General features: G+C 56.9%; 22 protein-coding genes. 10 read left to right on the forward strand and 12 right to left on the reverse strand.

Features of this window, described 5'->3' with window-relative positions; translation table 11 throughout:
* Window positions 1-3: 3 nt before the first annotated feature.
* The 5 genes from C8N30_RS10620 to C8N30_RS10640 all read right to left on the reverse strand — a co-directional run bounded on the left by C8N30_RS10620 (window position 4) and on the right by C8N30_RS10640 (window position 6845).
* Complete coding sequence (locus C8N30_RS10620; protein ID WP_025060952.1) at window positions 4-852, reverse strand: transporter substrate-binding domain-containing protein; 849 nt, start codon at window positions 850-852, stop codon at window positions 4-6.
* 23 nt (window positions 853-875) lie between these two features.
* A complete protein-coding gene (locus C8N30_RS10625; RefSeq protein ID WP_025060953.1) occupies window positions 876-1685 on the reverse strand; it encodes an amino acid ABC transporter permease in 810 nt (269 codons plus the stop codon).
* Between the two features lie 3 nt (window positions 1686-1688).
* A complete protein-coding gene (locus C8N30_RS10630; protein WP_025060954.1) occupies window positions 1689-2432 on the reverse strand; it encodes an amino acid ABC transporter ATP-binding protein in 744 nt (247 codons plus the stop codon).
* A gap of 154 nt (window positions 2433-2586) precedes the next feature.
* Entirely contained in the window at window positions 2587-5685 is a 3099-nt protein-coding gene (locus C8N30_RS10635) for an efflux RND transporter permease subunit (protein WP_025060955.1), read from the reverse strand.
* A complete protein-coding gene (locus tag C8N30_RS10640) occupies window positions 5682-6845 on the reverse strand; it encodes an efflux RND transporter periplasmic adaptor subunit (RefSeq protein ID WP_025060956.1) in 1164 nt (387 codons plus the stop codon). The genes C8N30_RS10635 and C8N30_RS10640 overlap by 4 nt, the downstream gene beginning before the upstream one ends.
* Window positions 6846-7195: 350 nt before the next feature.
* On the opposite strand from C8N30_RS10640, the gene C8N30_RS10645 reads away from it, so the two are divergent.
* Entirely contained in the window at window positions 7196-7744 is a 549-nt protein-coding gene (locus C8N30_RS10645; RefSeq protein WP_025060957.1) for a YaeQ family protein, read from the forward strand.
* Between the two features lie 82 nt (window positions 7745-7826).
* Here the strand turns inward: C8N30_RS10645 and C8N30_RS10650 are convergent, their stop codons facing one another.
* The 5 genes from C8N30_RS10650 to C8N30_RS10670 all read right to left on the reverse strand — a co-directional run bounded on the left by C8N30_RS10650 (window position 7827) and on the right by C8N30_RS10670 (window position 13897).
* Window positions 7827-9611 (reverse strand): SLC13 family permease, encoded by a 1785-nt coding sequence (locus C8N30_RS10650; protein ID WP_025060958.1) that lies wholly within the window; start codon window positions 9609-9611, stop codon window positions 7827-7829.
* Between the two features lie 339 nt (window positions 9612-9950).
* A complete protein-coding gene (locus tag C8N30_RS10655) occupies window positions 9951-10706 on the reverse strand; it encodes an FkbM family methyltransferase (RefSeq protein WP_025060959.1) in 756 nt (251 codons plus the stop codon).
* Window positions 10696-11619 carry a lysylphosphatidylglycerol synthase transmembrane domain-containing protein gene (locus C8N30_RS10660; protein ID WP_025060960.1) on the reverse strand — a complete coding sequence of 308 codons (924 nt, stop codon included), beginning with the start codon at window positions 11617-11619 and terminating at the stop codon, window positions 10696-10698. The genes C8N30_RS10655 and C8N30_RS10660 overlap by 11 nt, the downstream gene beginning before the upstream one ends.
* Window positions 11616-13238 (reverse strand): alkaline phosphatase family protein, encoded by a 1623-nt coding sequence (locus tag C8N30_RS10665; protein WP_025060961.1) that lies wholly within the window; start codon window positions 13236-13238, stop codon window positions 11616-11618. The genes C8N30_RS10660 and C8N30_RS10665 overlap by 4 nt, the downstream gene beginning before the upstream one ends.
* Window positions 13235-13897, reverse strand: a complete 663-nt coding sequence (locus C8N30_RS10670) for a CDP-alcohol phosphatidyltransferase family protein (RefSeq protein WP_025060962.1) — start codon at window positions 13895-13897, stop codon at window positions 13235-13237. Before C8N30_RS10670 ends, C8N30_RS10665 begins: the two co-directional genes overlap by 4 nt.
* Window positions 13898-14051: 154 nt before the next feature.
* Between C8N30_RS10670 and C8N30_RS10675 the strand changes: the two genes are divergently transcribed.
* The gene (locus C8N30_RS10675; RefSeq protein ID WP_025060963.1) at window positions 14052-14591 is read left to right on the forward strand and encodes a cytochrome b; all 540 of its coding nucleotides are present in this window, start codon (window positions 14052-14054) and stop codon (window positions 14589-14591) included.
* Here the strand turns inward: C8N30_RS10675 and C8N30_RS10680 are convergent.
* Window positions 14560-15309: an endonuclease/exonuclease/phosphatase family protein gene (locus tag C8N30_RS10680; RefSeq protein WP_025060964.1), complete on the reverse strand. Its 750-nt coding sequence runs from the start codon at window positions 15307-15309 to the stop codon at window positions 14560-14562. The two genes, C8N30_RS10675 and C8N30_RS10680, sit on opposite strands and share 32 nt — an antisense overlap.
* Window positions 15310-15503: 194 nt before the next feature.
* Here C8N30_RS10680 and C8N30_RS10685 point away from each other — a divergent pair, with 194 nt between their 5' ends.
* From C8N30_RS10685 to argE, 8 genes are all read left to right on the forward strand, one after another.
* Window positions 15504-15899: a 6-pyruvoyl trahydropterin synthase family protein gene (locus C8N30_RS10685; protein ID WP_025060965.1), complete on the forward strand. Its 396-nt coding sequence runs from the start codon at window positions 15504-15506 to the stop codon at window positions 15897-15899.
* Entirely contained in the window at window positions 15865-16677 is an 813-nt protein-coding gene (locus tag C8N30_RS10690; protein WP_232222772.1) for a class I SAM-dependent methyltransferase, read from the forward strand. Before C8N30_RS10685 ends, C8N30_RS10690 begins: the two co-directional genes overlap by 35 nt.
* Before the next feature lie 106 nt (window positions 16678-16783).
* Window positions 16784-17605 carry a RibD family protein gene (locus C8N30_RS10695; protein WP_025060967.1) on the forward strand — a complete coding sequence of 274 codons (822 nt, stop codon included), beginning with the start codon at window positions 16784-16786 and terminating at the stop codon, window positions 17603-17605.
* Window positions 17606-17762: 157 nt separating this feature from the next.
* On the forward strand, window positions 17763-18761 hold the full coding sequence (gene ribA / locus C8N30_RS10700) for a GTP cyclohydrolase II (protein ID WP_232222773.1): 999 nt from the start codon (window positions 17763-17765) through the stop codon (window positions 18759-18761).
* Entirely contained in the window at window positions 18758-19723 is a 966-nt protein-coding gene (locus C8N30_RS10705; protein WP_025060969.1) for a zinc-dependent alcohol dehydrogenase, read from the forward strand. The genes ribA and C8N30_RS10705 overlap by 4 nt, the downstream gene beginning before the upstream one ends.
* Before the next feature lie 58 nt (window positions 19724-19781).
* Window positions 19782-20546, forward strand: coding sequence for an inositol monophosphatase family protein (locus C8N30_RS10710; protein WP_025060970.1), 765 nt, complete (start codon window positions 19782-19784; stop codon window positions 20544-20546).
* A complete protein-coding gene (locus C8N30_RS10715) occupies window positions 20543-21583 on the forward strand; it encodes a glycosyltransferase family 4 protein (RefSeq protein WP_025060971.1) in 1041 nt (346 codons plus the stop codon). Before C8N30_RS10710 ends, C8N30_RS10715 begins: the two co-directional genes overlap by 4 nt.
* A 240-nt stretch (window positions 21584-21823) precedes the next feature.
* Entirely contained in the window at window positions 21824-22990 is a 1167-nt protein-coding gene (gene argE, locus C8N30_RS10720; protein WP_025060972.1) for an acetylornithine deacetylase, read from the forward strand.
* 45 nt (window positions 22991-23035) lie between these two features.
* On the opposite strand, the gene C8N30_RS10725 is transcribed toward argE, so the two are convergent.
* Window positions 23036-24010: a threonine ammonia-lyase gene (locus C8N30_RS10725; RefSeq protein ID WP_025060973.1), complete on the reverse strand. Its 975-nt coding sequence runs from the start codon at window positions 24008-24010 to the stop codon at window positions 23036-23038.
* Between the last annotated feature and the right edge of the window lie 272 nt (window positions 24011-24282).

A 24282-nucleotide genomic window follows, 5' to 3' on the forward strand; every position in this document is an offset into this window, starting at 1 on the left:
GACTTACTGGTTAACCTGATCTTCCCAGTTGTTGCCTTTGAACCAATAATCGTTGCGCTCTTTCAGCCAGCCGCTGGCCTGCTTGACCGCGATCCAGTTGTTAAAGAAGTTAAGCGCATCGCCGTCCCCCTTGCGCAGGGCAAAGCCTTCGCCGGTGGCGAGGAAAGTCTGGTCAAAGGGAATAGACAACTTGTCAGGATAGCGGCGCACCTCAATTGAGGGTGTAGGCTCGGCCTGCATGTTTGCATGCGCATTGCCGTTCAGTACTTCCTGCGTTGCCGCGCCATCCTCGTCAAACAGCAACAACTGCGCCTCTGGGAACAACTGGGCAATGGTAGTTGCGGGAGTGCCACCGCGGCGTGCAGCAAAGGTCACATCGGGAGAGTTATAATCCTCGAGGGTGAACCCTTCTGTCATGGCGGTATTTGCAAGAATGGTCAGGCCGGAAAAGGCATAAGGCTGGGTGAAATTGACTGTTAGGTTGCGCGCTGGCGTAATGGACATGCCGGAAATGATCACATCAAAATTGCCCGCGACCAGCTGGGGAATGATCCCGTCCCATGCTGTCGGCACAAATTCAACATCCACACCCATATCCTTGGCCAATTCGCGTCCTACGTCGAGTTCAAATCCGATAAGCTCTCCGTTTACGTCGCGCATCGACCATGGCGTAAAGATCGACAGACCAATCCGGATCACTCCATCTTGCTTGATGGTCTCGATTACGGATTCAGAGCTGAGAGTCTGAGTTGTGCTTTGGGCCATTGCCGGTAGGGTGATAACAGTGCTGGTCAGGGCAGCAAATGCCATGCCAATCGCGTTTGACATCGTTTTTCTGCGTGTAAGGGACATGTGTCTCTCCTTGGGTTTGGTGTTCAGGTTTCGGTAGTAAAACGTCGCTCCAGCGCTGAGACGCCAAAGGACAAAACGAGGGTAAGTGCCAGATAGGCGGCTGCAATCGTGAACCAGATCTCAAAGCTCATGTAGGTGTCGGAAATGATATTGCGCCCCACAGTTGTCAGCTCGGCCACAGCGATCACGCTAACAATGGCGGAAGACTTGATCAGATTTACAATCTCGCCCGTTAGCGGTGGCAGCATAATGCGCACCGACTGGGGCAGGATGATATAGCGGTAGGCTTGTGCGCGGCTCATCCCGATGGAGGCAGCAGCTTCCCATTGACCAACCGCGACAGAATTGATGCCAGCGCGAAAAATCTCCGAGATCAGTGCGGAATGATAAACGCCAAGGGTCAGGACTGCCGCTGTCCAACGGTCCAGCCCGAAGATCGGGCCGAGCACGTAGTAGAATAAATACAGCAACACCAGCAGCGGAATGTTGCGCACAAATTCCAGATACCCGATTGCCACTGCCTTACCCACGATCAACCCTGACAGTCGAAGCAAGGCCACGCCAAGCCCTAGGATGGTCGCAAGAACAAAACAAATCAGCGACAGAACGATCGTGGCCCACAGGCCAGTGAGGATTTCACCTGCTTGAAACCCGTCATCGGTAAATGTGTAGATGTATTTCGGGACCTGATACCACTGCCAGTTATAACCCATCTGCCGGGCACCTGAGTAGGATGTCCACATTATCACGCCCACAATGACCGCATAGAGCATCACGGCGATCAGGGGAATATTCAGCACCCGTTTCAGGGTAAGTGGACGAGCGGTGCGCACGCTTCAATGTTCCAGTATCTGATCAAGGAATGCGCGGGCGCGGGCACTGGCGGGCGCGGTAAAAAACGTCCCTGGCGGAGCGACTTCCACAATGCGCCCAGCCTCCATGAACACCATCGTGTCGGCAACCTTGCGCGCAAATCCCATCTCGTGTGTGACCACGACCATTGTCATACCGGTGCCTGCGAGCTCGACCATCACCTCAAGCACCTCACCGATCATTTCCGGATCAAGCGCGGAGGTAGGCTCGTCAAACAGCATGACACTCGGCTCCATACACAGGGCACGGGCGATCGCAACGCGCTGTTGTTGACCGCCCGACAATTGAGCGGGGCGTTTGTCTGCCTGCTCGGGAATGCGGACCCGCTCAAGATATTTGCGCGCTGTTGCCTCCGCGGTGTGGCGGTCTTGCTTGCGGACCCTCAGGGGGCCGATCATCAGGTTTTCCAGAACGGTCAGATGCGGGAAAAGATTGAACTGCTGGAAGACCATTCCCACGTCCTGCCGTAGTTGCCGCATGCCCTGCGCCAGCGCATGGACCTCTATCCCGTTCACGTTCAGATCCCCGGTGTCATGGTTTTCGAGGCCGTTAAAGCACCGGATGAGAGTGGATTTGCCAGAGCCGGAGGGACCGCAAATTACAACGCGCTCCCCTTGGTTTACTGTTAGGTGTATATCCGTAAGGGCTTGGAAATCGTGAAACGACTTCCCTATACCTCTAGCAATAATGATCGGCGTCTGCGTCATTCTGGCTCGCGCCTCCCTGATTAGCGTTAAGCTAGGGTACCGATAGGTGCTGGCAACCGATACGGCAGATCAATTTGGGGCTTTCTACTCAGTTGCCCATTCTTTCCAACAAAATGCACTGCCTTGTGCTGCGCCTTGCGTGCGTCCGCCCTCGCTAGATGTTCTGCAAGTCCGCCTCGTCTAGCTCTTTTTGCAACCGAGCTTCCTCTTGCGCCTGCGGCGTCGAAAAACGTGCAAACAAGGAATACGCGACAGGTGTCAAATAGAGCGTGAATAAAGTAGCCAAGCCAAGGCCACCGACGATGACCCAGCCCAACGCTTCGCGCGCTTCGGCACCTGCACCGGAGGAGAGGACCAGCGGCACACCACCCAGAACCGTCGATGTCATTGTCATCATGACCGGCCGCAAGCGGATCGTCGACGCATCAATAATAGCGTCCTGCACATTAAGTCCCTTGTCACGCAACTGGTTGGCGAATTCCACGATGAGGATGCCGTTCTTGGCCATGATCCCGATCAGGATTACCAACCCAATCTGGCTGTATACATTGAGGCTTTGACCCGAAAGGAGCAGCGCAAAGATTGCGCAGGCCAGCCCCAGCGGCACTGTTGCCATAACAACGACCGCCGAGACGAAACTCTCGAATTGCGCCGCCAGCACCAAAAAGACGATGAGTATCGCAAAGCCGAAGGTGAGCAGAATACCCGAATTTGTCTGATCCAGTGTGGCTGCCTCTGCCAATGGTACAATACGGTTTTCGTCCCCCAGAACTTCTTCGCCGATTGCTTTGACCTGTTCGAACGCATCGCCAAGCGACAGATCCGGTGTCAGGCCGGCCGTCAACTCGACCGACCTGTTTTGGCCTTCGCGGTCCAGTTCTGGCGCAACTGCGCGTTCTTCCAGTGTCACAAAACTCGACATTGGTACCATTTGACCGTTTGCCGATTGCACAAATATATTCTCGAGATCGCCTGGGTCATTGACCGGATTTGAGGTCGAGAGCATCTGTACATTAAAACTTTTGTCCTTGATGAAAACCGAAGCAACGGTGCGCCCGTCGAGTAACGCCTGAAGGGCTTGACCTAGACCGGTAATGTCGATCTGCAAATCAGCCGCAAGGGCGCGATCGATCTGGACAAAAAGCTGCGGCTGCGTGCGCTCGTATTCAAGCCGGACCTGACCCATGCCGAGAGTTTCGTTGAGGCGGTCCACCATAGTCTCGGCCACATCGGCCAACTGTTCATAGCTGTCTCCGGTGATCCCGAAGGCCAAACCGCGACCCGCGCCACGAATGCCCAGCGAATTTGGCTGGATCGCAAAGGCACGCACACCGATTACGCTGCGCAGTTTGCCGTTGATTTCGGTCACAATCTCTTGCTGGCTGCGGTTGCGGTCCTTCCACTTGGCGAGCGTGAATACCATGAAGCCACGATTGTCCGCTCCGAACCCGCTTATCGAGAAGATGTTGGTCACCTCTCCGGCATCCTGAAGCGGGGTCACGAGGTCCTCGATCTGGCGCATTTTAGTCTGGGTATATTCCAGCGATACACCCTGCGGCGCGGTAACGCTCAAGAGGGCGACGGCGCGGTCTTCGGGCGGTGTCAGTTCCTGCCGGATCGTTGTCGCCATTAGTATCGCTGTGACCATTACAAACGCAGAGGCGAGGATGATAACAAACGGGATTGCCAGCGCACCCCGCAATGTCACCTCATAGAAGTTCTGTATTTTTGTCCCCAGCCAGATCATCGGTCCTCGGGGATTTTCCTCGACGGGAGCGGTCAACAGACGGCTCGCCAGAACAGGGCAAAGGCTGAGGGCAACGACCGAGGATAGCAGCACGGCCATTGCAAGGGTAAAGCCGAACTCGCGAAAGAGCCCGCCCGCCTGTCCTGGCAGAAACGACAAAGGCACAAAAACAGCGGCTAGCGTCGCAGTCGTAGTGACAACGGCAAAAAATACCTGTGATGTGCCGTTCACAGCGGCGGCACGAGGGCCCATTCCTGCTGCACGCAGGCGAACGATGTTTTCAAGCACGACAATCGCATCATCGACCACCATACCTGTTGCCAGCACCAGTGCCAGAAGGGTCAGGATGTTGATCGAAAAACCGGCCAGATAAATCGCAGCAAGGGTGCCGATCAGGGCAACAGGTAAAGTGAGAGTTGGGATCAATGTCGCGCGGATATTGCGCAGAAACACAAAAATTACTGCGACAACAATGGCGATAGCAAAGCCCAATGATTTGATGACCTCCTCGATGGAACCCGAGATGAAGGTCGCATCGTCCGAGGTCACGAAGATATTGATGTCTTCGGGCAAGGTTTCGTTCAGTTGTGCGACGACTGCGCGAACATTCTTCGAAATTTCGAGCGTATTTGACGTGGCCTGACGGATGATGCCCATTCCCAAACCTTGCCGGCCGTTTGCCCTCAAAGCTGTCTCGCCACTAGCAGGGCCAAGGGTGACACGCGCCACATCACCGATCGTGACATCGGGTTTTATCTCCAGCGCTTCAAACGCCTCCGGCGTTGCAACATTGGCGGTGGTGCGCACATTGATAGACTGCCTGCTGCCCGCCAGATCGCCAGCAGGAGCGTCAAATGCCACACTCGACAGGGCGCGCTGCATATCGCCCAACGAAAGGCCGCGGCTGGCCAACTCGAGCTGGTTTATATCCACGCGAAAGATTGGTTCGCGGTCGCCATAGATCTGGAGATCGGCAACACCTTCGACAGAAATCAGGCGATCCTCGACGCGGTCCTGAACGATTTGTGTCAATTCCTGCGGCGATCTGCTGTCGGAGGTGACCGCGATCCGCATTACCGGTTGGGCATTGGCATCGGCTTTTACGATTTCGGGTTGGTCGGCGTCTTCAGGCAGCTGGTTCACGATACGTCCGACAGCGTCCCGGATATCGGTGGCGGCCACGTCGATATCCACATTATCGTTGAACTCGACAGTGACCCGACTGCGCCCGAAGCGCGAATTCGATGAGATGCTGCGCACTCCTGAAACACGGCCAACAGCGCCCTCAATCCTGCCGGTCAACTCCTGATCGACCGATTCAGGTGATGCGCCGGAAAAAGGTGTTGTGATTGTTACGACGGGCCTGTCTACATTAGGAAGTTCGCGGATTTCAGCCCCAAAAAGTGCTGCAAGACCCGCCAGTACGATCAGCGCATTCAACACAAACGCAAGGATTGGACGGCGGACAAAAACCGCTGTCCCCGGTGCTGACGGTGCCGCACTCATGGCCGCTCTCCTGCGATCGCCGCCGAGGCCGAGGTATCGGGCGCAAGCACGTTCACCTCGGCACCATTGCGCAGGGTCTGGACCCCTTCGGTCACAACCTGATCCCCCTGCGCAAGATTATCCGCCGCTACCAGAACTTCCGCGCTGTTGCGTTGCACGATTTCGACGGTGACTTGGGCTGCTTTTCCTTCCCGCACGACCCATACGAACGGACCCTCGCTTGACCACTGTACCGCCAATGGCGTGATCGACAGAAGGCTTGCGCCAGGAAAGGACAGATTGACAGAAAATGCCATGCCAGCGCGCAAGAGATCAGTGTCATTTGCGACGCGTCCCTGCACCAACAAGGTCCGGCTGGCGCGATCAACAACAGTATCGATAGCGCTGATTTCGCCCGTTAGCGTTTTGTCAGGCAGCGCCAGCGGTGATACATCAAATGTCTGCCCGACCTTTATATTGCTCACGGCACGTTCTGGAACGCGAAAATCGATTAGGATCTCTGAGCGATCCGTGATCGTCACAAGGACATCCTGCGCATTCACGCGGTCTCCTTGCTCAAGGTCGATAATTCCGACCCACCCTGAAATCGGGGCAGCGATCTGGCGCTGGGACAGCGCAAATTCGGCCTGTCGCACGGCAAGTTCGGCACTGCGCAGGGCCAGTTCGGTCTCGCGCAGGCGGACTTCGGTGGTTGTCCCCAAAGCTTGCAGTTGTTTTATGCGAGCCTCCTCTGTGCGGGCATTGTCGAGCTGGATTCGCGCCTGCTCTAATGCGATCGTTTCTTCCTCATTCTGAAGTTTGACGATCACCGTGCCACTTTCCACGAATCCGCCTGAAGCCAGCGACAGGTCCGTGACAATCCCCACAGCACTCGAACGGACAGTGACAGACCTGCGCGCACGTCCGTCACCGATGGCGGTGATGCGATCCTCGCGGACCATCTCGCCGACGGTTTCGGTAATCACGGTCGCTGCACCACTCCCGCCGGGGCGTCCACCACCCTGTTCGCCCTGCACGGGTTCGGCCCCCTCGACACCCAGCAGATCAAGGATCCCCAACCGCGCTAGAAGCGGCTGCGCAGCAGGCACATAAGTGATCCAGATGTAAAGTCCTGCGGCAACAACCACAAAAGACAGGACTATTTGACGAATGGCTTTCATGGGGCAAACTTTACGCTGGGTCAGACATTTAGAGTATCTAGTGCGTTGACCGAAATAACACGCAGAAAGTGATATTATCGGGCATCTCGGCTAGGCAAATACAGTGCCAAAACAGCTATTGATGTAAATTGTGGCGGCCAATGCACAACAATGTGAACAGTGCTTTACACGCAGATCATTGCTGATGGCTGCTGTGCGCAAAACCGGTGCAAGCCTCGGGGGCGTTTTGCAAAGATCCGTTTTACGAATAAGAGGCTCAAGCCACTTTTATCCGATGACCCCGCCTTATGTCCTTTCACAAGGTGTCAGGACACACTAAGCATCGCTTTTTGGAAGTTCTAGGACGGGTTATGGCGCAAAAAGCTACTATCTACAAAGTCGAGCTGTCCGTGTCTGACATGGACCGGAACTATTACGAGACACACAAACTCACCGTGGCCAAACACCCGTCCGAGACAGATGAGCGTCTCATGGTGCGCCTGGTAGCGTTTGCCTTGAATGCGACGGAACAACTCGAGTTGACAAAGGGTCTCTCGACAGACGACGAGCCCGATATTTGGCAAAAGAGTCTTAGTGACGAGCTTGAGCTGTGGGTCGCGCTTGGATTGCCGAGTGAAAAAGTCGTGCGCCAATCCTGCGGTAAATCGGACAGGGTCATCGTATATTGCTATGGTGGTAGACCTGCGGAGGTATGGTGGGACAAGATTAAAAACAGCACCACGCGTTTCGATAATCTGTCGGTGATCAATTTCTCTGAAAAAGAGACGATTGATTTGGCAAAGCTGGCGGGTCGCTCGATGCGGTTGCAGGTGAATATTCAGGATGAGGAAGTGATGGTCAGCGCGGATGACAGCATTGTTTATATGACGCCGCTCAAATGGAAAACTATCGCTTCTTGATTGGGCACTCTCTTGGGGGCTAACTCGGGCGCAGCATAGCGCCGCTCCCGAGCAACTTTGGTATTCCCCCTCCGATTGTGCGCTAAAGCGGGAAAAACACCGATATCGCCAGCACGGCCGTCACGCCGACGATGATGTTCATCGGCACTCCGATTTTGAGGAAGTCCGAAAAACGGTAGTTACCTGCACCGTAAACCAGTGTGTTGGTTTGGTAGCCGATGGGGGTCGCAAAACTCGCGCTGGCCGCGAACATCACTGCCACAACAAATGGTCGGGGATCTACGCCTAGCTTTATCGCGAGCGAGACGACAATCGGTGTGAACACAACTGCCACTGCATTATTTGTGACGATCTCGGTCAGAATAGACCCCAAGGCATAGATGGCGACCAAGGTCAGGAAAGGCGGCATGCCCGTCAACCACGGCGCCAGTGCGCTTACAATCAGCTCCACTGCGCCGGTGGATTCAAGGCCTGCACCGATGATAAGCATGGCGAAAATAAGGATCAGGATCGAGGCATCGATAGATCCCCATGCCTCGTCGGCATCAATGCAGCGCAACACTAATATGGCTGCGACGCCGACCAGTGCCAAAATCCCGATAGGCATAATATTCAATGCCGCAAGCCCAACAATTGAAATGAGCACAAGCACTGCGATAGGGGCCTGCCGCCGCCGGTAAGCCCGTCCCCCCGGCACCGAGACGGATACCACATCACCACTGTCGGTCAGGGCGTCAAAACCTTCTGGTGTCCCTTCCAGCAGAAGTTTGTCGGCAGCCCGCAACCGGACGCTTGACAGATCGGCACCTGCAATGTGGCGAGGCCGGAAGGCGCCCAAAACACGTACGCCTGCGCGACGGCCAAGCGCGAGGTCCGCAATGCGGTGTCCGATGTTGGATTGCGACGGTGTCAGGATTGTCTCGACCACGCGCACCTCTGCGTCGGGTTCAAGCTCGACCGATCTGCGTAAACCTACCCGCAACCCTCCCTGCTCGGAAAACGTCAAAAGCTCGGATGTGCTCGCGATCACAATCAACGCATCGCCTTTCTGGACGGTCCATTGGGTCAGATCCTGCCGCTCGATCCGTCCACCGCGCCGCACGCCTGTCACTTTTACGCCGGGACGGGTAAATTCGGGAATCCGACCCAGCTGCATATCGGCCTGGGGGTAGTCTCCCAGAATGGTGATTTCGGACAGATACTCGGTTTCGCTACTGTCATTTGCGCGGCCAGCAGACGTGCGGTCCGGCAAAAGATACTTGCCTAGAAACAGCATCGAAAGACCACCCACAAGTGCGACCACGATGCCCACTGGCGCAATTTCGAAAATCGTAAACGGCTCAAGCCCGCTGTCGCGTGCGATCCCGTCCACCAGAATATTCGTCGAGGTGCCGATCAGCGTGCAAGTGCCGCCCAGAATGGCGGCATATGACAGCGGGATAAGCAACCGTGTCGGTGCAAGGTTGAGGCTGGCAGCAAGGCGCACCACGATAGGTATCAAAACCAGAACCACAGGCGTATTATTCATAAATGCGGATGCCGCAATCGTCGCAAGGATGAAGATAAGGGTCGCAAAAACGGGTCGGTCTTTTGCCCGCCCGATCACAAGGTTCGCCATCGCATCTAGGACACCGGTGCGCACCAGCGCCCCTGACACTACAAACATGGCAGCGATGGTGATCGGGGCGGAGTTTGAGAAAACATCCATCACTTCGCCGGAGGGCACGAGCCCAAGCACGATAAAGAGGGCAGCAGCGCCGGATGCCGTTACCTCTGGCGGATATTTCTCCAGCATAAAAGCGATGAAGAGCATCGCGAGAATACCAAGCGCGATATAGGGCGCATTTAGAGTCACGAATTCGGTCATTTAGGGGTTCCTTGGAGCATCATGCAATAAGTGAAGGCACTCTGGTGACCTCATTTAGGGGATGACTAAGTTCCGCACCACTATACTCCCCCGTTTGCGGGATTGTTCCAAAAATCTGCATGCTGTCGGTGCATTATGTATCGTCGCCGGCCGATTTCTTGTTTTTGCGTATTTTTTGCGAAAAATCAGGATCAGATATTCGATCTTGAGGCTGAAAAAAGCGGCTCAAGAAACGTGCCGGTCGACATCAGGTCAGCCTCGGCGCGAGAATCAAGCCATTACTATAATTGCGGGAACAAGTTATTCATTAGCTCCCCGTCGGGCGCAGGTGGCAGTGCCTCAGGGTATGCCATTGTCCATGACGAGACGGGCGTAGATATCGCCTGAGTTAGCGCTCTCGGGAAGAGCTGCGATCTGTGCGCTGATCGCACCAGCATTGGTCCAGTTGGAATACACGAGGGTATGATCCTCTCCGAAGCTGAGGTTGAACTTATAATCACCCAGTCCGCTGAGCCGCGCGATACATTTATGTGCTACATCGCGCTGGATGGTCGTAAATTCGAAAGACAAAAGTGGCAGCGGCGCACTTAGGCCTGCCAGCACTTCGGCTTCATGCCCTTCCACGTCGATTTTCACAAACCCAGGACTGCCATAGGTGGTGACCAATTGGTCAAGCGTTACAACGGGTGCAATATGCCGTGCATCCCACGTTTGCCCCTTCCATCCCTGTGCGTTTTGCGCTGCTGCAATGAGATCTGGCGAAAGGGTCGAAATGGTGGGGTTTTCGCTATTGAGAAACATCTCCAACTCTCCCGCTACTGCGCCTACCGCCTGCGCGCGCAGCGTCGCCTGCGGGTTGCGCCCATGGATCAAACGCAATGCACGAAACACCCGGGGCTGTGGCTCCAGCGACACCACCGTTGCTCCGAGCCGGAGAAAGCTCGCTGTGCGGTCGCCCACATGCGCGCCGATGTCAAAAACCAGATCGCCTGAGCTCACAAAATGACTGTTCAGGCGGTCCATCCGCTCTGTGCGCGCTAAGTCGCGGTAATAGACATCAAGGGAGCGGCCGATGCCACTTTTGCTATGGCGCATTGTTTTCTCCTTTTGAGTGCGCTGTGGATGTGAGCAGCAGTGGCACCAGCAGGCCGGGCAGGGTGGTCAGCAAAAAAACCGACCCGAAGGCGATGCTGGTGGCCAATCCCGAGGCTGCGGTGGCCCCCATTACCGGAAATAGCAGTGCAGCAGCCCCTTCGCGTAGACCCCAGCCTGCGACAGACAAGGGCAGCACCATTGCGAACAGGATGAGCGGCACAAGAACTGCGACAGCAACAGCGGGCATCGCTACGCCAAGGGCAAAGGCGCAACAGGCAAAAGCCGCAACATTGCAAAGGGCGGCGGTCACGCTGAGGACGATTTGCTGCAGGCGTACGCGTGGTGCCCAGACTGCATCGGCAAACTGCCGCGCAGCCCGCCGTACAATGGGCGCTAGTGCACCTGATGCTGCAAAAAATGCGGCTGCTATTCCCCCCACGAAAACCGCCTGTCCAACCCAATCCGGCCAGTTCAGACCGGTGGGCATCAGCAGTCCCGCACAGGCTCCGCAGGTCAGCACCGCCAAGAGACCAAGTTGCCCTGCGACCCTTTCGAATACCACTGCCTGCGCTGCCACGGCCAACCCCGCCTGACCTCGCGAGCGTAGCGCACGGCCCGCGTCGCCCAATACCCCGCCCGGTAGTGACTGGTTCACGATCTGCGCCAGATAATATTCCTTTAGCGCCGAAAACACCGGTATGGCCAACCCCAGCTGTGCGGCGGTTAACCGCCAGCGCTGGGCGGACAGAATTGTTTGGACGCTCAGCAAAATCGCTGCCGCAACCAGCCAGCGCGGATCGACGTGGCGCATCTGCTCGAGCGCGGTGCGCCCGTCTGCCGCGTGCCACAATAGCAAAGCCAACCCGACAAGCACTCCAATTTGCCCGCCTCGCCACAGTATTGCGCGTGTCATTGCGTAGCTCCGCCGGACAGGCGCGACGAATATGCCGTTAGAATAGCATCACGTAGCGCATCCATCGGCGTCACCTTGCTATCCGCCGCTGGCAACAGCCCTGCATCGGGCGCAACGACCGACAGGGCCGCCACCAGATGCGCAGGCCCTATTACATGCAGCGGGACGTGAGCACGACTGTCCAGTGCCACAAATTCCGCCGCCTGATGATCGCCGATCACAATCATCAAGGGCGGATCAGCTGCATGCAGAAGGGCATATTCAAACACTGCGCTCAGCGCGTAATCAATTGCCAAACTGTATTGCGCACGAACGCGGTCACGGTCGCGCCAGACGACCTCGGGGCTATCGCCGGAGGTGGCAATCTCGTTGAAAACAGTCCCGTCGCCAAGTGCGTCCCAGTCAAGGATTTCCGGGATAGGTACCCATGGTGCATGCGATGTGGCAAGGGCAGTCTGGACAAAGCTGTGCCGGTTTTGCACAGGGTCGCGCACCAGCCTGTCGATGGCTGCGAGGGTAAACTGGTCAGGCATAGTGACCCAGTTAAAGGGCAAGCCGCGGTAGCCCAGATCAGCGGCGGGCAGGACGTCATCAAATCCCATGCGCGTGGCTTCGGGCCATTCCAGCGTTATCTGGGGCATTACCGCAGCGGTGCGAAAACCGTTGTTGGCTGCGTGGTGAAATAATGTCTGGCGCCCGCTGGCCAGTGCCGCGCCATACCGGACCTGATTGTCGATCCACATGCCATTGGCCAGTGTCGCATGCGACAGCCAGCTTTGACCGCCGCGGGTGGGTGCGCGCACAAACCCCGATTTCATCGCGACTCCTTGGGCGCTCAGCAAGCTCTCGTAGCGGGCCAGTGTGGCACGGTGGGTTTCGGCATAAAGCGGTGTATCGTGGCTGGTGCGCCCGTAACTTTCCACGAACACGACGATCACATCGCGATCTATACGGTCGAGCAGATCGCGCGCGTCGCGAAAAGTATCCTCACGGACCTGCACCCGAAAGGCAGCGGTCTCGTCGATTGTGCGCCGGATGAGCGAGACACGCTCAACACCCACGCGTGCGGTAAACGCGGCACCTGGCGGATCGAACGGAAGAGGCCAGCCGCCCATGCTCTTGCCGACCTGTGCGGCCATCAGTGTCCCGGCGATTACCGCAGGAAGCGCAAAGAGCCGCGCGCCCGGAACTGACAGTTGAGCCCAAGCGCCCATGGCCCACCACAACACCGCGGTCACAATGATCATCCCTGTCACTGCCGCCAGCACCGCGAGCACAGCCATAACTACACCCATAGATCCTGCCAACAGTCGGATGAACGCATCCACCAGCATCATATCAGCCACCGGATTGAACCCCCGCGACAGGGCATTAAAGCTTACCAGATCAGCGGTCTTGAGGATCACGATTAACGTAAGCCCCGCGACAAGGGTAGCGCGCAAAATCCGCCCGGCCTTGCTATCACCGACAGCTATAAGTGTGAAAATTAATGCGGGAAGTTCCAGCGGGAAAAGCCGCAGTGCGTCCCAAGTCATTGCTCCGGGATGGTTGGGCTGGATCATGACCAGAAACAAAACCACAGTAGCAAGGGCGAGCCGTGCTAGTAATCTGGGCTTCATGATGCGCAACTGCGCGCAATCCAAAGGGCACGGATGTCGAGGGTAAAAGACCACACCAATGCCAGTATGGTAGGCAGCGCGAGCATATCCGTAAGTGGCTGCGCGGTCACGGGCAGTGCGATCACGATGAGCACCGCAATTTGTATCACGCAGACCAATTTACGGCTGAATCGTGGGGGCAGATCGCCTCTGAGCCATGGCCATGCAATTTGGGCTGCACGAAAGGCATACATCGGCAGGCCCAGCAAAACGACGATCACTCCTGCCTGACCGCTGGTATAGGCCAGCAGGGCAAGCGTCATCGCCAGTACCCCATCTACTTCCATGTCGAAAGATGCACCAAAAGCCGAAGAATGTCCGCTAAGCCGCGCGAGCCAGCCGTCGACACCGTCCAATACCAGCGCTGTGGCGGCAATGATAAACACAGGCCAATCCGCCGCATCAGGCGCCATCAGTGCCGCAATCACGACCGTTACCAACATGAAGCGGAATAATGTCACGAGGTTGCATAATCCGATGCCCGCATGCGGATAGGTCCGCAGTCCCCTTAGCGCCAGACCAACCCCCGCCACAAACACAACCGTTGCCAGAAACATGCCCGCCATCGCGCCGATGCTATACGCCATTACCAGCAGTCCGGGCAGGCAAAGCATCGCCATGGCCGAAAACTGTTTGACAGGAGGGTATCTCCCCGAGAGGCGGGTTGCATTCTGCAAGGCGGGAGTTCTATTCATAAAGGTGATACGCGGTGCTCGGACTGTGCCATTGAAAACTGGTAGCGTGTTTAAGCAAGATATAGAGAGACAGATCGAAATGACAAATCCCTCCTTGTCCTACACATTCGCCGCACGTCTGATGCACTGGTCGATGGCGGCCCTTGTGTTGGTTATGGTACCTGTGGGTTTCTTGATGGTGCAGCAGGGGCTGCCCCGTCCTTTGCAGAACACTCTGTTTATCTTTCACAAGAACATTGGCGTGCTTTTGCTGGTGATGATCGTGCTGCGGATTCTCTATCGGTGGCGCCGTCCGCCGCCGCCCTCTGATCTGCCCCTCTGGCAAGCAAGCATCGCCAAATTGACCCATGCCGCGCTATATGCTTTGCTATTTGTTATGCCGCTGGCGGGTTACATTCGGGTGCGGGCGGGCGGCTTTCCGATTGAGGCGCTGGACGCTGCAGGCATTCCTGCGATCATTCCTAAATCCGAAGCGCTGGCAGGATTTGCCAAGGCTGTGCATTTTTACGGTGCCTGGGCGATTGCAATTCTGATCGGCCTGCACATTGCGGCGGCGTTTCATCATGCGCTGATCAAACGCGACGGAGTCATGGCGCGGATGTGGCCACCCCGAGAGTGACGCTCGCGCGTAGCGGACGGTGATCTGAGGCTGCGCGGATGCCTGTACCGTCGAGAACTTGTGCATCGCTGACATGACCCTCGGGTGTGCTCAGAACCCTATCAAGTGGTAGCAGCGGCATCCGTACCGGAAAGCTGCGCAATGCAGGCCCCGACAAATCGAGGCCCGTGACCGCACGACCAAAGGCGAACCCGCCCCAAAACCGCCATTCATTCAAATCGCCGCAAACCACTGTTTGGCGCGGATCGAAGCGCTGCAGAAACTGTCCCAATGTACGCATCTGCATCACCCGCAACCATTGCGCCAGCGACAGATGCGTAGCCACCAGCCGCACAGGAATGCCTGCCTTTTTCACATCGGCCACCACCGCACCGCGCGCACAATGTCCCGGCAGATCGACCAATTGAACCCTCTCGATCACAATGTCGGGGTGAAGATAGACGACAACTCCTAAGAACCCATGGCTTGTGTCCGTCGAGCGGAGCGCGCGTGCTGTTTGTAAATGACGTAACCCCGTGACCCTTTCGATCTTTTCTGGATCTACAACACCGGCCTGATTGTCTGTCTCTGCATCGGCCTCTTGGAGGATCAGTGCGTCGGTCCCGATGTGCCAGACCTCGCGGCTCAGTACGTCCAGAATCCGCTCTGGATCTACGAGCCGGTCGCTACCGCGCCCGCGGTGTATATTCCAGGTAATACAGGACAGGCTATGCGTCATAGTCAGGCGGTGCAGCGTTCTGTGGAGCCATTATTTTACCTCGCCCGATCTCTTGCTGCTCCAAATACTCTGGCGCGCGACCGGGTCAAGGCAAGATATCGCCGGAACGTGTAGAGGATTTGGGGCAAAGTTCCTTGACGCCGTGCAATCCAGTCTCATCTTACAATGCAATAAAAACCAACTGGAAAAGTATTATGTACGCTGTCGAAGTCCGTGATCACGTTATGATCGCCCACTCCCTACCATCCCCGGTTTTCGGGCCTGCGCAAGGTATGCACGGTGCCACCTTTGTCGTTGATGCGGCCTTCTACACCGAGGATCTGGACGAGAACGGGCTGGTTGTCGATATGGGCCTCGCTACTGAGGCCCTTGCCGCGGCCCTTGCGCCCCTCAAATATTGCAACCTCGATGAAGTGCCCGAGTTCAAGGGCAAGATCACCACAACCGAATTTCTGTGTGGGCACATCTGGAAGCAGTTGCGCGAAGTGGCCAAGACAACGGGTCTGGGCGATGGTGGTCGGGTGCGTAGCATCCGCGTGATGATGCACGAGAGCCATGTCGCACGCGGCTGGTATCAGGCTGACATCTGATATGGGGTTTTCTGCCGCATGGCTAGGTTTGCGCGAACCTGCTGATCTGGCTGCGCGTGATCCATCCCTCCTTGAGGCGGCTGGCGCTTGTGTACCTGAGGGTGGGCTGGTGCTGGACCTCGGTTGTGGCACAGGATCAACAGCCCGGGCTTTTGCTTCAATAGGTTTCAGCGACCTACGCTGGCGTTTCTTTGATAATGACCCCGCACTGCTGGCAGAGGCTGCGCGAAATATACCACAGGCAGAAATGGCGCTTGGCAATCTGGTGGATATAGACGTGCTACCTCTTGAGGGGGTGAGCCTTGTTACCGCCTCTGCGCTGCTTGATCTGATGCCACAATGCTGGGTAGAGGCACTTGCTGACAAGCTATGGCAGGCGGGTATCCCGTTTTATGCGGCACTCAATTATGACGGCCGGATGGGTTGGACGCCGGAGCTTCCGTTGGACGGTGCGGTGACAAAGTATTTCAACCGGCACCAACGCACTGACAAGGGGATCGGAATTGCCCTTGGCCCGAAGGCCGGTGCCGAGGCGGCACTGGCATTGCGATCACGCGGTTTTAATGTGACCTTTGCGGACAGTCCATGGAGGCTTGGCGCTGCTCAGGCGACACTTCACGCCGAGCTTCTGGGCGGAATTGGTAGCGCTGCGGCCGAAGCAGGGTTGAACGACGCGGCAGAATGGGCGCTGGCGCGATGCGCCGCTGTCGAAAAAAGCGAAGGAATGATTGGTCATACAGACCTTCTTGCTATTGTTCCTGCGCGGGCTTCCGCCTGATACCTGTGAGATACTTTCTATCTCTGGCGCCAGAGGCGCGTTTAGATGACATGCGCGAGGCCGAGGCGGCCTTGCCCCAACCTTACGATAAGGTCCGGAGACAGCGATGAACCTTGTGGATGTGACACCGAAAGTCTGGGACAGGATCCTGTCTGCGCGCCGCGATCAGGCCTGCTTGTGCTGTGGCGACTGGACCGTGGGCGAGCGCCAGTCGCTTGCCTTGTATGGGGCGATGGCCCAACCGCCACGCGCGCGCAGTGTGGTTGCGCAGATCGGTCAATCGCTGGATGGTCGGATCGCAACTGAATCCGGTGACGCGCAGGATGTGTCGGGGCCGGACGGCCTTGCACATCTGCACCGGATGCGTGCGCTGTCGGACGCAGTAGTGGTTGGCGTGAAGACGGCGTTGCATGATGATCCGAGCCTGACCGTCCGCCTTGTGGAAGGAACAAGCCCGGCCCGTGTGGTAATCGACCCCGATGGACGGCTGCCCGACGGGATGAAACTTTTGGCCGACGATGGCGTGCGCCGCGTGGTTATCCAAGCCGTGGACAGGCCCCGCGAAAAGGGTGTTGAGGTTATACAGTTGAAGCGCTGCGCTGGTGGCTGGATTTTGCCACGCGATATAGTCACTGGGCTAAATGCCATAGGTCTTGAGCGACTACTGGTCGAGGGAGGTGGTATTACTATCGCCAGATTTCTGGAGGCAGATCTGTTAACTCGGCTTCATGTGGCAATCGCCCCTTTGATCATTGGCGCGGGGCCACAGGGGTTGACGACCTCGGCAATCGCGTCACTGGCGCAGGCGCGCAGACCGGCAACGTCCAGCTTCGCGTTGGGGTCTGATGTGGTGTTTGACTGTGCTCTAACGCAGGATCGGATGAACCCGCAGGCGTGGCATAGCAGGCAGACCTCCAATGCCCGGTAATGCATTGCGCCCGTCAGTGCCGACGCCAGCGTTGACACTTCACGCCGCATTTGATGCGCTGTCTCCGACAGTTGCAGAGCAGATCGCAAGGGCCGTATCTGACCTGCGGTCAGGGCGGCCCTGTATGGGGCTATCTGGAAGAAGACAGGTAATAATTATGGCGGTAGAGACTTTGTCTGATGACCGCCTCACCGCGCTGCGCGCTTTGTTGGGTGCGCCGTTGCTTGTCATCACTGATGTCCGCGCACGCGCTGTTCTTACCGAAGTGGCCTCGGAGAAGTCCGCAGCCGAGCCGGTGCGCATACGCCCGCCCGAGGGCGCACCCCTTGCATGGTTCCGGTCGCGGGCAAATGCACGGTTTGACTCTATCCCACTACCCACCAGCGCGCACTGTGTAGTTGTAGGCGGTGATCTGCTATTGTACCGCTTGGCTCTTGGGTTGATGAAATCTGCCGAGTTGTTGCCCGCTGCTGTGGTGTTCGAGGTGAGCGAAGGTTCCGCCCTTCCCGAAGGGCTGGATCTTTGCCGCATCGACGCTGGCGCAAGTCTGGAACAGCTGGCAGCAAAGCCTGTATTCGCGCCAGTGTCCGCCGCGACCTTTCCCCTCCATGCTGCGGATTCTGGTCAGCTGACGGTATTTCGCGACAGCGCCGGTGCGCGTGAGCATTATGCTCTGAAAATTGGCACGCCTGATCTGGCGCAGCCCGTGTTGGCGCGGCTCCATTCTGCCTGCTTCACCGGTGATGTACTGGGGAGCCTTAAATGCGATTGCGGGCCACAGCTTCACGCAGCCCTTGCGCGCATGGGTGCCGAGGGCGCGGGTATTCTGCTTTATCTCAATCAGGAGGGGCGCGGGATCGGCCTTGCCAACAAGATGCGGGTGTATGACTTGCAAAATCAGGGGCTCGACACCGTTGAGGCAAACCACCGTTTGGGATTTGAAGATGACGAGCGTGATTTTCGCGTGGCTGCTGTGATGTTGCAAAGTATGGGCGTGCGCGCTGCACGGTTGCTTACAAACAATCCGGCCAAGGTGCGGATTTTTGAAGCTAATGGTATCGAAATTACCGAACAGGTGCCACTGCGTGTGGGGCGCAACCCGCACAACAGCGGCTATCTCGCAACAAAAGCACTCAAGTCGGGACACACCCTGTGAGCGGTGTGGCGCATGCGCTTTGGATCACCGCAGCCCAGCAGGCAGCTCTGTGCAAGACCAACTACGAGACGGGGAAGGGCGATTTGCAAATCACCACACTTTTTACCGCAATCAGCCGTGGAACAGAGCGGCTTGTTTTTGAGGGTCGCGTACCGGAGGGCGAGCATGAAACAATGCGCGCGCCCTTCCAGCAGGGTACATTCAGCTTTCCGGTCAAATACGGCTATTCGGCCGTCGGCCGCGTGATGAATACAGCGCGTGCAGGCGAGATTGTTTTTACGCTTTTCCCGCATCAGAGTGAATTCACTATACCACCCGCTGCCGCTCTGACGGTCCCGGATACGGTCGCACCCGCCCGTGCCGTGCTGGCGGCGAATATGGAAACCGCGCTCAATATTATCTGGGATTCAGGTATCACGGCGGGCGACCGCGTTGCGGTTATCGGCGCTGGTGTGGTGGGTTCATTGGTGGGGTATCTAGCGGCCCGCATTCCGGGCACAGAGGTGTATCTGGTTGATATTGATCCTGCCCGTGATACGCTTGCGCGGGCGCTGGGCTGCCAGTTTGCGATGCCGGACAATGCGCCTGGTGACGCTGATGTTGTGATCCACGCTTCAGCATCCGAGGCGGGATTGGCCACAGCAATCGCGATAGCAGGTCTCGAAGCTACAGTGATTGAGGCCAGTTGGTATGGGAACGGCGTGACCCGTGCTCCGCTGGGGGGGCGGTTTCACCAACGGCGGCTGCGGCTTGTGGCCTCTCAGGTTGGGCGGATCCCGAGCGATCACGCTGCTCGCTGGACCTATGCGCGCAGATTGGCAAAAGCGCTGGATTTACTGGCTGATCCCGCGCTCGACCTGCTGATTTCGGGCGAAACGGCATTTGAGGATCTGGCGGAAAGCTACGGCAGTATCCTCACAGATCCGTCGACCCTGTGTCACCGTGTACGCTTTGCTCTTTGACATGAGAGGGCAGGTCTCAGAGTTGCTACCGGATACGGCATCGCAAACGCTGCAATTGATGGCAGATGTGGCGCTGCGGGCGGGGGATGTGCTGCTCGACTACAGAACGCGCCGTCAGACACTTCGGACAGAGCAAAAGACCGCAGGGGATTTTGTGACTGACGCTGATCGCGCTGCGGAGGCACTTATTTCGGCCGCGCTTGGGGCCGCTTATCCGACCTACGGCTGGCTGGGCGAGGAGGGTGGTGCGCGGGGGGCGCAGGACGGCTTGCGTTGGGTTGTTGATCCGTTGGACGGCACCACGAATTATCTGAAGGGCTTGCCGCATTGGGCAATCTCCATTGCCCTTTACAAGGGCGAAGAGGCGCTGTGTGCCTTGGTTTATGATCCTGCCAAGGCCGAAATGTTCGTGGCAGAGCGCGGGCATGGTGCTTATCTCAACGGTGTAGCCATGCAGGTAAGTAACAGTGTGCCGCTTGACGAAGCACTGTTTGCAACCGGCGTGCCAGCGGGCGGGCGCATCACGCATTTGCCAGATTGTCTCGATGATCTGGAGCGGTTGATGCCGCAAACCGCCGGTATTCGGCGCTGGGGTGCCGCGGCTCTTGATCTGGCCTATGTCGCGGCGGGGCGGCTTGAGGGGTATTGGGAGCGTAATCTCGGGGCGTGGGATGTGGCGGCAGGCACACTTTTGGTGCAAGAGGCGGGGGGCGTAGTCACACCCCTGTGGTCCGGACGCAGCGTCCTTTCCTCTGGATCGTTTATTGCTACGAATGCGGAGCTTGCACCTGCGTTGTCAGGTTTTATCGGGACAAGAGAATGACATATACAATCGCCTTCGCCGTACCTGGTGATATTAATACGCTGACGGGTGGATACCTTTATGATCTTAACTTGATGCAAGCGTTGGGGCGCGATGGTACAATCATAAATCACCTCGCGTGGGGTGACAGTTTTCCTGCTCCGGATGCAAAAGACGCGCAGCAGGCGATCGCACAGCTGCAGTCCTTGGGCGCGGAGGTGCCTGTGGTGGTGGATGGGCTGGCCTACGGTGCACTTGATACGGATGCCCTGCGGCAGGTCGCAGCCCCGCTTTATGCGCTGGTGCATCACCCGCTGGCATTGGAGCCCGGGCTTGAATCAGCACGTGCTGCCGAAATGGCGCAGCGCGAGCAGGCCAATCTCGCTCTTGCGCGCCATATTTTTGTGACCAGCCCCCATACTGCCGGCATTTTGCGCAGCGAATACGGTACAAAAGCGGACCGGATCACAGTTGTGCTGCCGGGGTTCGAGCGCCCTGTGCCACAGCAGGCGCAAAAACCGGATAGGCCTATTATCCTGAGTGTTGGTATTCTCGCACAGCGCAAGGGACATGACATACTGCTGCGCGCATTGGCGCAAATAACAGATCTGGATTGGCAGGCCGATATTGTGGGGCGCGATCACGAGAAGGGTATGACTGCATATTTGCAAGCGATGATCGCAGATTTGGGACTGGGCAGGCGGGTTTGTCTGTCAGGCGAAGTGAGCCGTGATGCGATGAATGAGCGATACCGCAGCGCGAGCATTTTTGCGCTCGCGACGCGGTATGAAGGCTATGGTATCGTCTTCGGAGAGGCGATGGGCCATGGCTTGCCGATTGTCTCTACCCTTGCAGGTGCTGTGCCCGATACTGTGGGGGAAAAGGCGGGGATCCTTGTGCCTGCTGATGATGCGGACGCCTTTGCTGCCGCACTACGAAGGATGCTGACGATGCCAACCGTTCGTGAGGAACATGCCCGCGCAAGCCTTGAGGCAGGTGGCTTTCTAGGGACTTGGGATGATGCGGCAGCGCGTATGCGTGAACGGATTTTCCCCTGAAACGAGGCCTGTCGCCGTCCTGCAGGTGATCCAATGCGATAATTAGTGCGGTAAAGAATTTCGAAGGCGCCTTTATGTTTTGAGTTAACCGTAACGCTAGCGTTCGAAATCGTAGTTTTGATCGCGAACAGTCCCTCTTTGTGTGTTGGTGGGGGGTGCGATCGTTCGAAGTGCAGGAGGGCTATCTCCAAATGGATTTCCGTTCTAGACTATCTTGAAGTTCTATCTTGGATTGGTTCGATGTCCCCAAAAATCCCCCAAGCCTTTCAAAGTGCAAAATCAATCCTCTGCGATCTTGTTCGCTTTGAAACGGTATCAGGCACCAGCACAGACGAAATCAACGCTTATATTGCCAGTCATTGCGAAGCGGCCGCCACGGACAGAATTATCGCGCCAGGTCCTGTGCCAGGTCAGCAAAATATCGCGTTTCGCTTTGGACCGGACGTATCGGGCGGGTTGATTCTGAGCGGGCACACCGATGTTGTACCTGTGCAGGACCAGAAATGGTCGCATCCTCCCTTCGTCGCGACGGAGCGTGACGGCAGGATTTATGGTCGCGGGACGTGCGATATGAAAGGGTTCCTTGCTTCGATGATCGCGGCAGTGCCGAAGCTGGTGGATGCGAAACTGAAGCGTCCGATCTGGCTTGCGTTTACCTACGATGAAGAGACGGGATGTTTAGGGGCCCCATATCTGGCAGAGGAAATTGCGAAACAAGCTACCGACATCGAGGCCGTCATCGTGGGCGAGCCTACAGAAATGTCTGTTGTCGATCAGCACAAAGGTGCGTTCGTCGAATATGTGACATTCAATGGTGTATCTGCCCATTCCAGCCTTCCGTGGTTGGGGTTGAGCGCGAATGAATACGCCATCCGTTTTTCCGCACAGTTGATAACGCTGAACGAGGAGTTCTCGCAAGAGGTTCCGGTTGGCGAAGGCGACCGGATGACAACGCTCAATCTTGCGCAAATAAATGGCGGTACGGCGCATAATATCATTTCGGATAAATGTCGCGTGATGTGGTCATTGCGGTGCGCGCCGGGGCAGGATGCCGATGCAATCGTGCAGCGGATCAGGGCAATGGCGCGGGCGCTGGAAGCAGAAATGCAGCGCCATGCCACAGAAGCATCCGTCGAGTTCGAGACGGTTTTCGATGTGCCACCTTTGGCTGCGAATACGGCTTCGACCGCGCTGCGGCTTGGCCTTGGCATGACAGGTCAGAATGCAGGTCAATCCGTCAACTATGGCACGGAAGCGGGGGTCTATCAGAAGGTCGGACTTCCCACGATAATCTGTGGACCAGGATCGATTGAACAGGCCCACAAACCTGATGAGTGGATTGCCGTTCAACAGCTTGATGCATGCGACAGCTTTATCGAAAGGCTGATCGCTCATCAGAGCGTATGATCGTCAGACCGGGTTACCCGCGAACGCGAAAGCATCCAACAGACATCATGTCTGGGCCAGAAGCGATCCGTAGCGTGCCATTCCGATATTCGACCCGCAGGCGATGATACCCACGTGTCGACCTTTTGCCCTGTCCTTGAGCGGGCCAACAAGTGCAGCGAGAGATGCCGCACAGGCTGGCTCGGCTGTAATTTTGAGAATGTCCTGATACATCCTCATGGCATGACGTAATGCCTCGTCTTCGACGCGAACAATCTCATCGGTATAGCGATGGGTGACACCAAAAGAGTAGGGCATCGCCAAAGGCGAGGCGAGGCTGTCTGCAATAGTCGATATTTTATCCAGACGCACAGGCTCTCCGGCAGCAAAACTGCGGAACATGCTATCTGCGCCAAATGGCTCTACCCCGATTACCGTGGCATCGGGTCTGGCAAGCTTGATCGCTGCGGACATGCCGCTGATCATGCCGCCGCCTCCAACCGGAATTATGAACAGATCTATTTCGGGATGCGCGGCTACAAACTCGGCACCGCAAGTCGCACTGCCAAGCGTCATATGCTCTCCCTCGAAAGGATGCATCATCACGCGCCCTTCCTTTGCAGCGCTTTCCTCCATGACCGCGAAGGCCTCGACGATATCGTCGCACAGGATCACCTCGGCTCCGGTTGCGCGGCACCCGTCGATCCGGACTTGATCAGCGGCACGCGGTATCGCGATCTTGGCCGAAACACCAAGTTTTTGGGCGGCCCATGCTACTGCCATTGCATGATTACCGCCGCTCGCCGCGACAACGCCCTTTGCACGGTTTTCAGCGGACAAACCGCTGATACCCAGATAGGCCCCCCGCGCTTTGAACGAGCCCGCCTGCTGGAAAAGCTCCAGTTTGACTGTGCCGCTGGCAATATCAGGGAGTACAGCTCGCCATCTGTCCGACGTCAGCGCAAGTGTTGGTGTCTCTATCAAAGTGCCCTTTATGGCAGCTTGTGCACCCGAAATTTTCTCGGCTAGAACTTCGGTCATGTGTTCCCTCATATGTCAATATTCATGACTTATATAAGGGTTAGCCTTTGTATCAACGAAAAATTACTGCGTAGATTTCTGGCCACGGGCGTCACACAAAACCGCACTGAATCGGCAGGATTGTCTTGTGACCGAACTTCCGAACATATTTTGGGCCGCAACCACGGTCTTGGATATACGTCGATCAGCACCGAGCGCCGTAATGCTCTGGCCAATTTCCAAAGCAAAGGCTTCCTGCAATCTTCTAAGGGCAGCTACTCGCAAAGGATCTT

Source organism: Sulfitobacter guttiformis (genome assembly GCF_003610455.1).
Lineage (GTDB): Bacteria > Pseudomonadota > Alphaproteobacteria > Rhodobacterales > Rhodobacteraceae > Sulfitobacter > Sulfitobacter guttiformis.

Excerpts from the sequence above, each read along its gene's own strand:
- C8N30_RS10725 (WP_025060973.1), bottom strand. The coding sequence starts at position 24,010 with ATGACCGAAGTTCTAGCCGAGAAAATTTCGGGTGCACAAGCTGCCATA.
- C8N30_RS10670 (WP_025060962.1), bottom strand. The coding sequence starts at position 13,897 with ATGGCGATGCTTTGCCTGCCCGGACTGCTGGTAATGGCGTATAGCATC.
- C8N30_RS10710 (WP_025060970.1), top strand. The coding sequence starts at position 19,782 with ATGGCAGATGTGGCGCTGCGGGCGGGGGATGTGCTGCTCGACTACAGA.
- C8N30_RS10665 (WP_025060961.1), bottom strand. The coding sequence starts at position 13,238 with ATGAAGCCCAGATTACTAGCACGGCTCGCCCTTGCTACTGTGGTTTTG.
- C8N30_RS10645 (WP_025060957.1), top strand. The coding sequence starts at position 7,196 with ATGGCGCAAAAAGCTACTATCTACAAAGTCGAGCTGTCCGTGTCTGAC.
- C8N30_RS10620 (WP_025060952.1), bottom strand. The coding sequence starts at position 852 with ATGTCCCTTACACGCAGAAAAACGATGTCAAACGCGATTGGCATGGCA.
- C8N30_RS10685 (WP_025060965.1), top strand. The coding sequence starts at position 15,504 with ATGTACGCTGTCGAAGTCCGTGATCACGTTATGATCGCCCACTCCCTA.
- C8N30_RS10680 (WP_025060964.1), bottom strand. The coding sequence starts at position 15,309 with ATGACGCATAGCCTGTCCTGTATTACCTGGAATATACACCGCGGGCGC.
- C8N30_RS10715 (WP_025060971.1), top strand. The coding sequence starts at position 20,543 with ATGACATATACAATCGCCTTCGCCGTACCTGGTGATATTAATACGCTG.
- C8N30_RS10655 (WP_025060959.1), bottom strand. The coding sequence starts at position 10,706 with ATGCGCCATAGCAAAAGTGGCATCGGCCGCTCCCTTGATGTCTATTAC.
- C8N30_RS10690 (WP_232222772.1), top strand. The coding sequence starts at position 15,865 with ATGTCGCACGCGGCTGGTATCAGGCTGACATCTGATATGGGGTTTTCT.
- argE (WP_025060972.1), top strand. The coding sequence starts at position 21,824 with ATGTCCCCAAAAATCCCCCAAGCCTTTCAAAGTGCAAAATCAATCCTC.
- ribA (WP_232222773.1), top strand. The coding sequence starts at position 17,763 with ATGGCGGTAGAGACTTTGTCTGATGACCGCCTCACCGCGCTGCGCGCT.
- C8N30_RS10650 (WP_025060958.1), bottom strand. The coding sequence starts at position 9,611 with ATGACCGAATTCGTGACTCTAAATGCGCCCTATATCGCGCTTGGTATT.
- C8N30_RS10675 (WP_025060963.1), top strand. The coding sequence starts at position 14,052 with ATGACAAATCCCTCCTTGTCCTACACATTCGCCGCACGTCTGATGCAC.
- C8N30_RS10630 (WP_025060954.1), bottom strand. The coding sequence starts at position 2,432 with ATGACGCAGACGCCGATCATTATTGCTAGAGGTATAGGGAAGTCGTTT.
- C8N30_RS10660 (WP_025060960.1), bottom strand. The coding sequence starts at position 11,619 with ATGACACGCGCAATACTGTGGCGAGGCGGGCAAATTGGAGTGCTTGTC.
- C8N30_RS10695 (WP_025060967.1), top strand. The coding sequence starts at position 16,784 with ATGAACCTTGTGGATGTGACACCGAAAGTCTGGGACAGGATCCTGTCT.
- C8N30_RS10635 (WP_025060955.1), bottom strand. The coding sequence starts at position 5,685 with ATGAGTGCGGCACCGTCAGCACCGGGGACAGCGGTTTTTGTCCGCCGT.
- C8N30_RS10640 (WP_025060956.1), bottom strand. The coding sequence starts at position 6,845 with ATGAAAGCCATTCGTCAAATAGTCCTGTCTTTTGTGGTTGTTGCCGCA.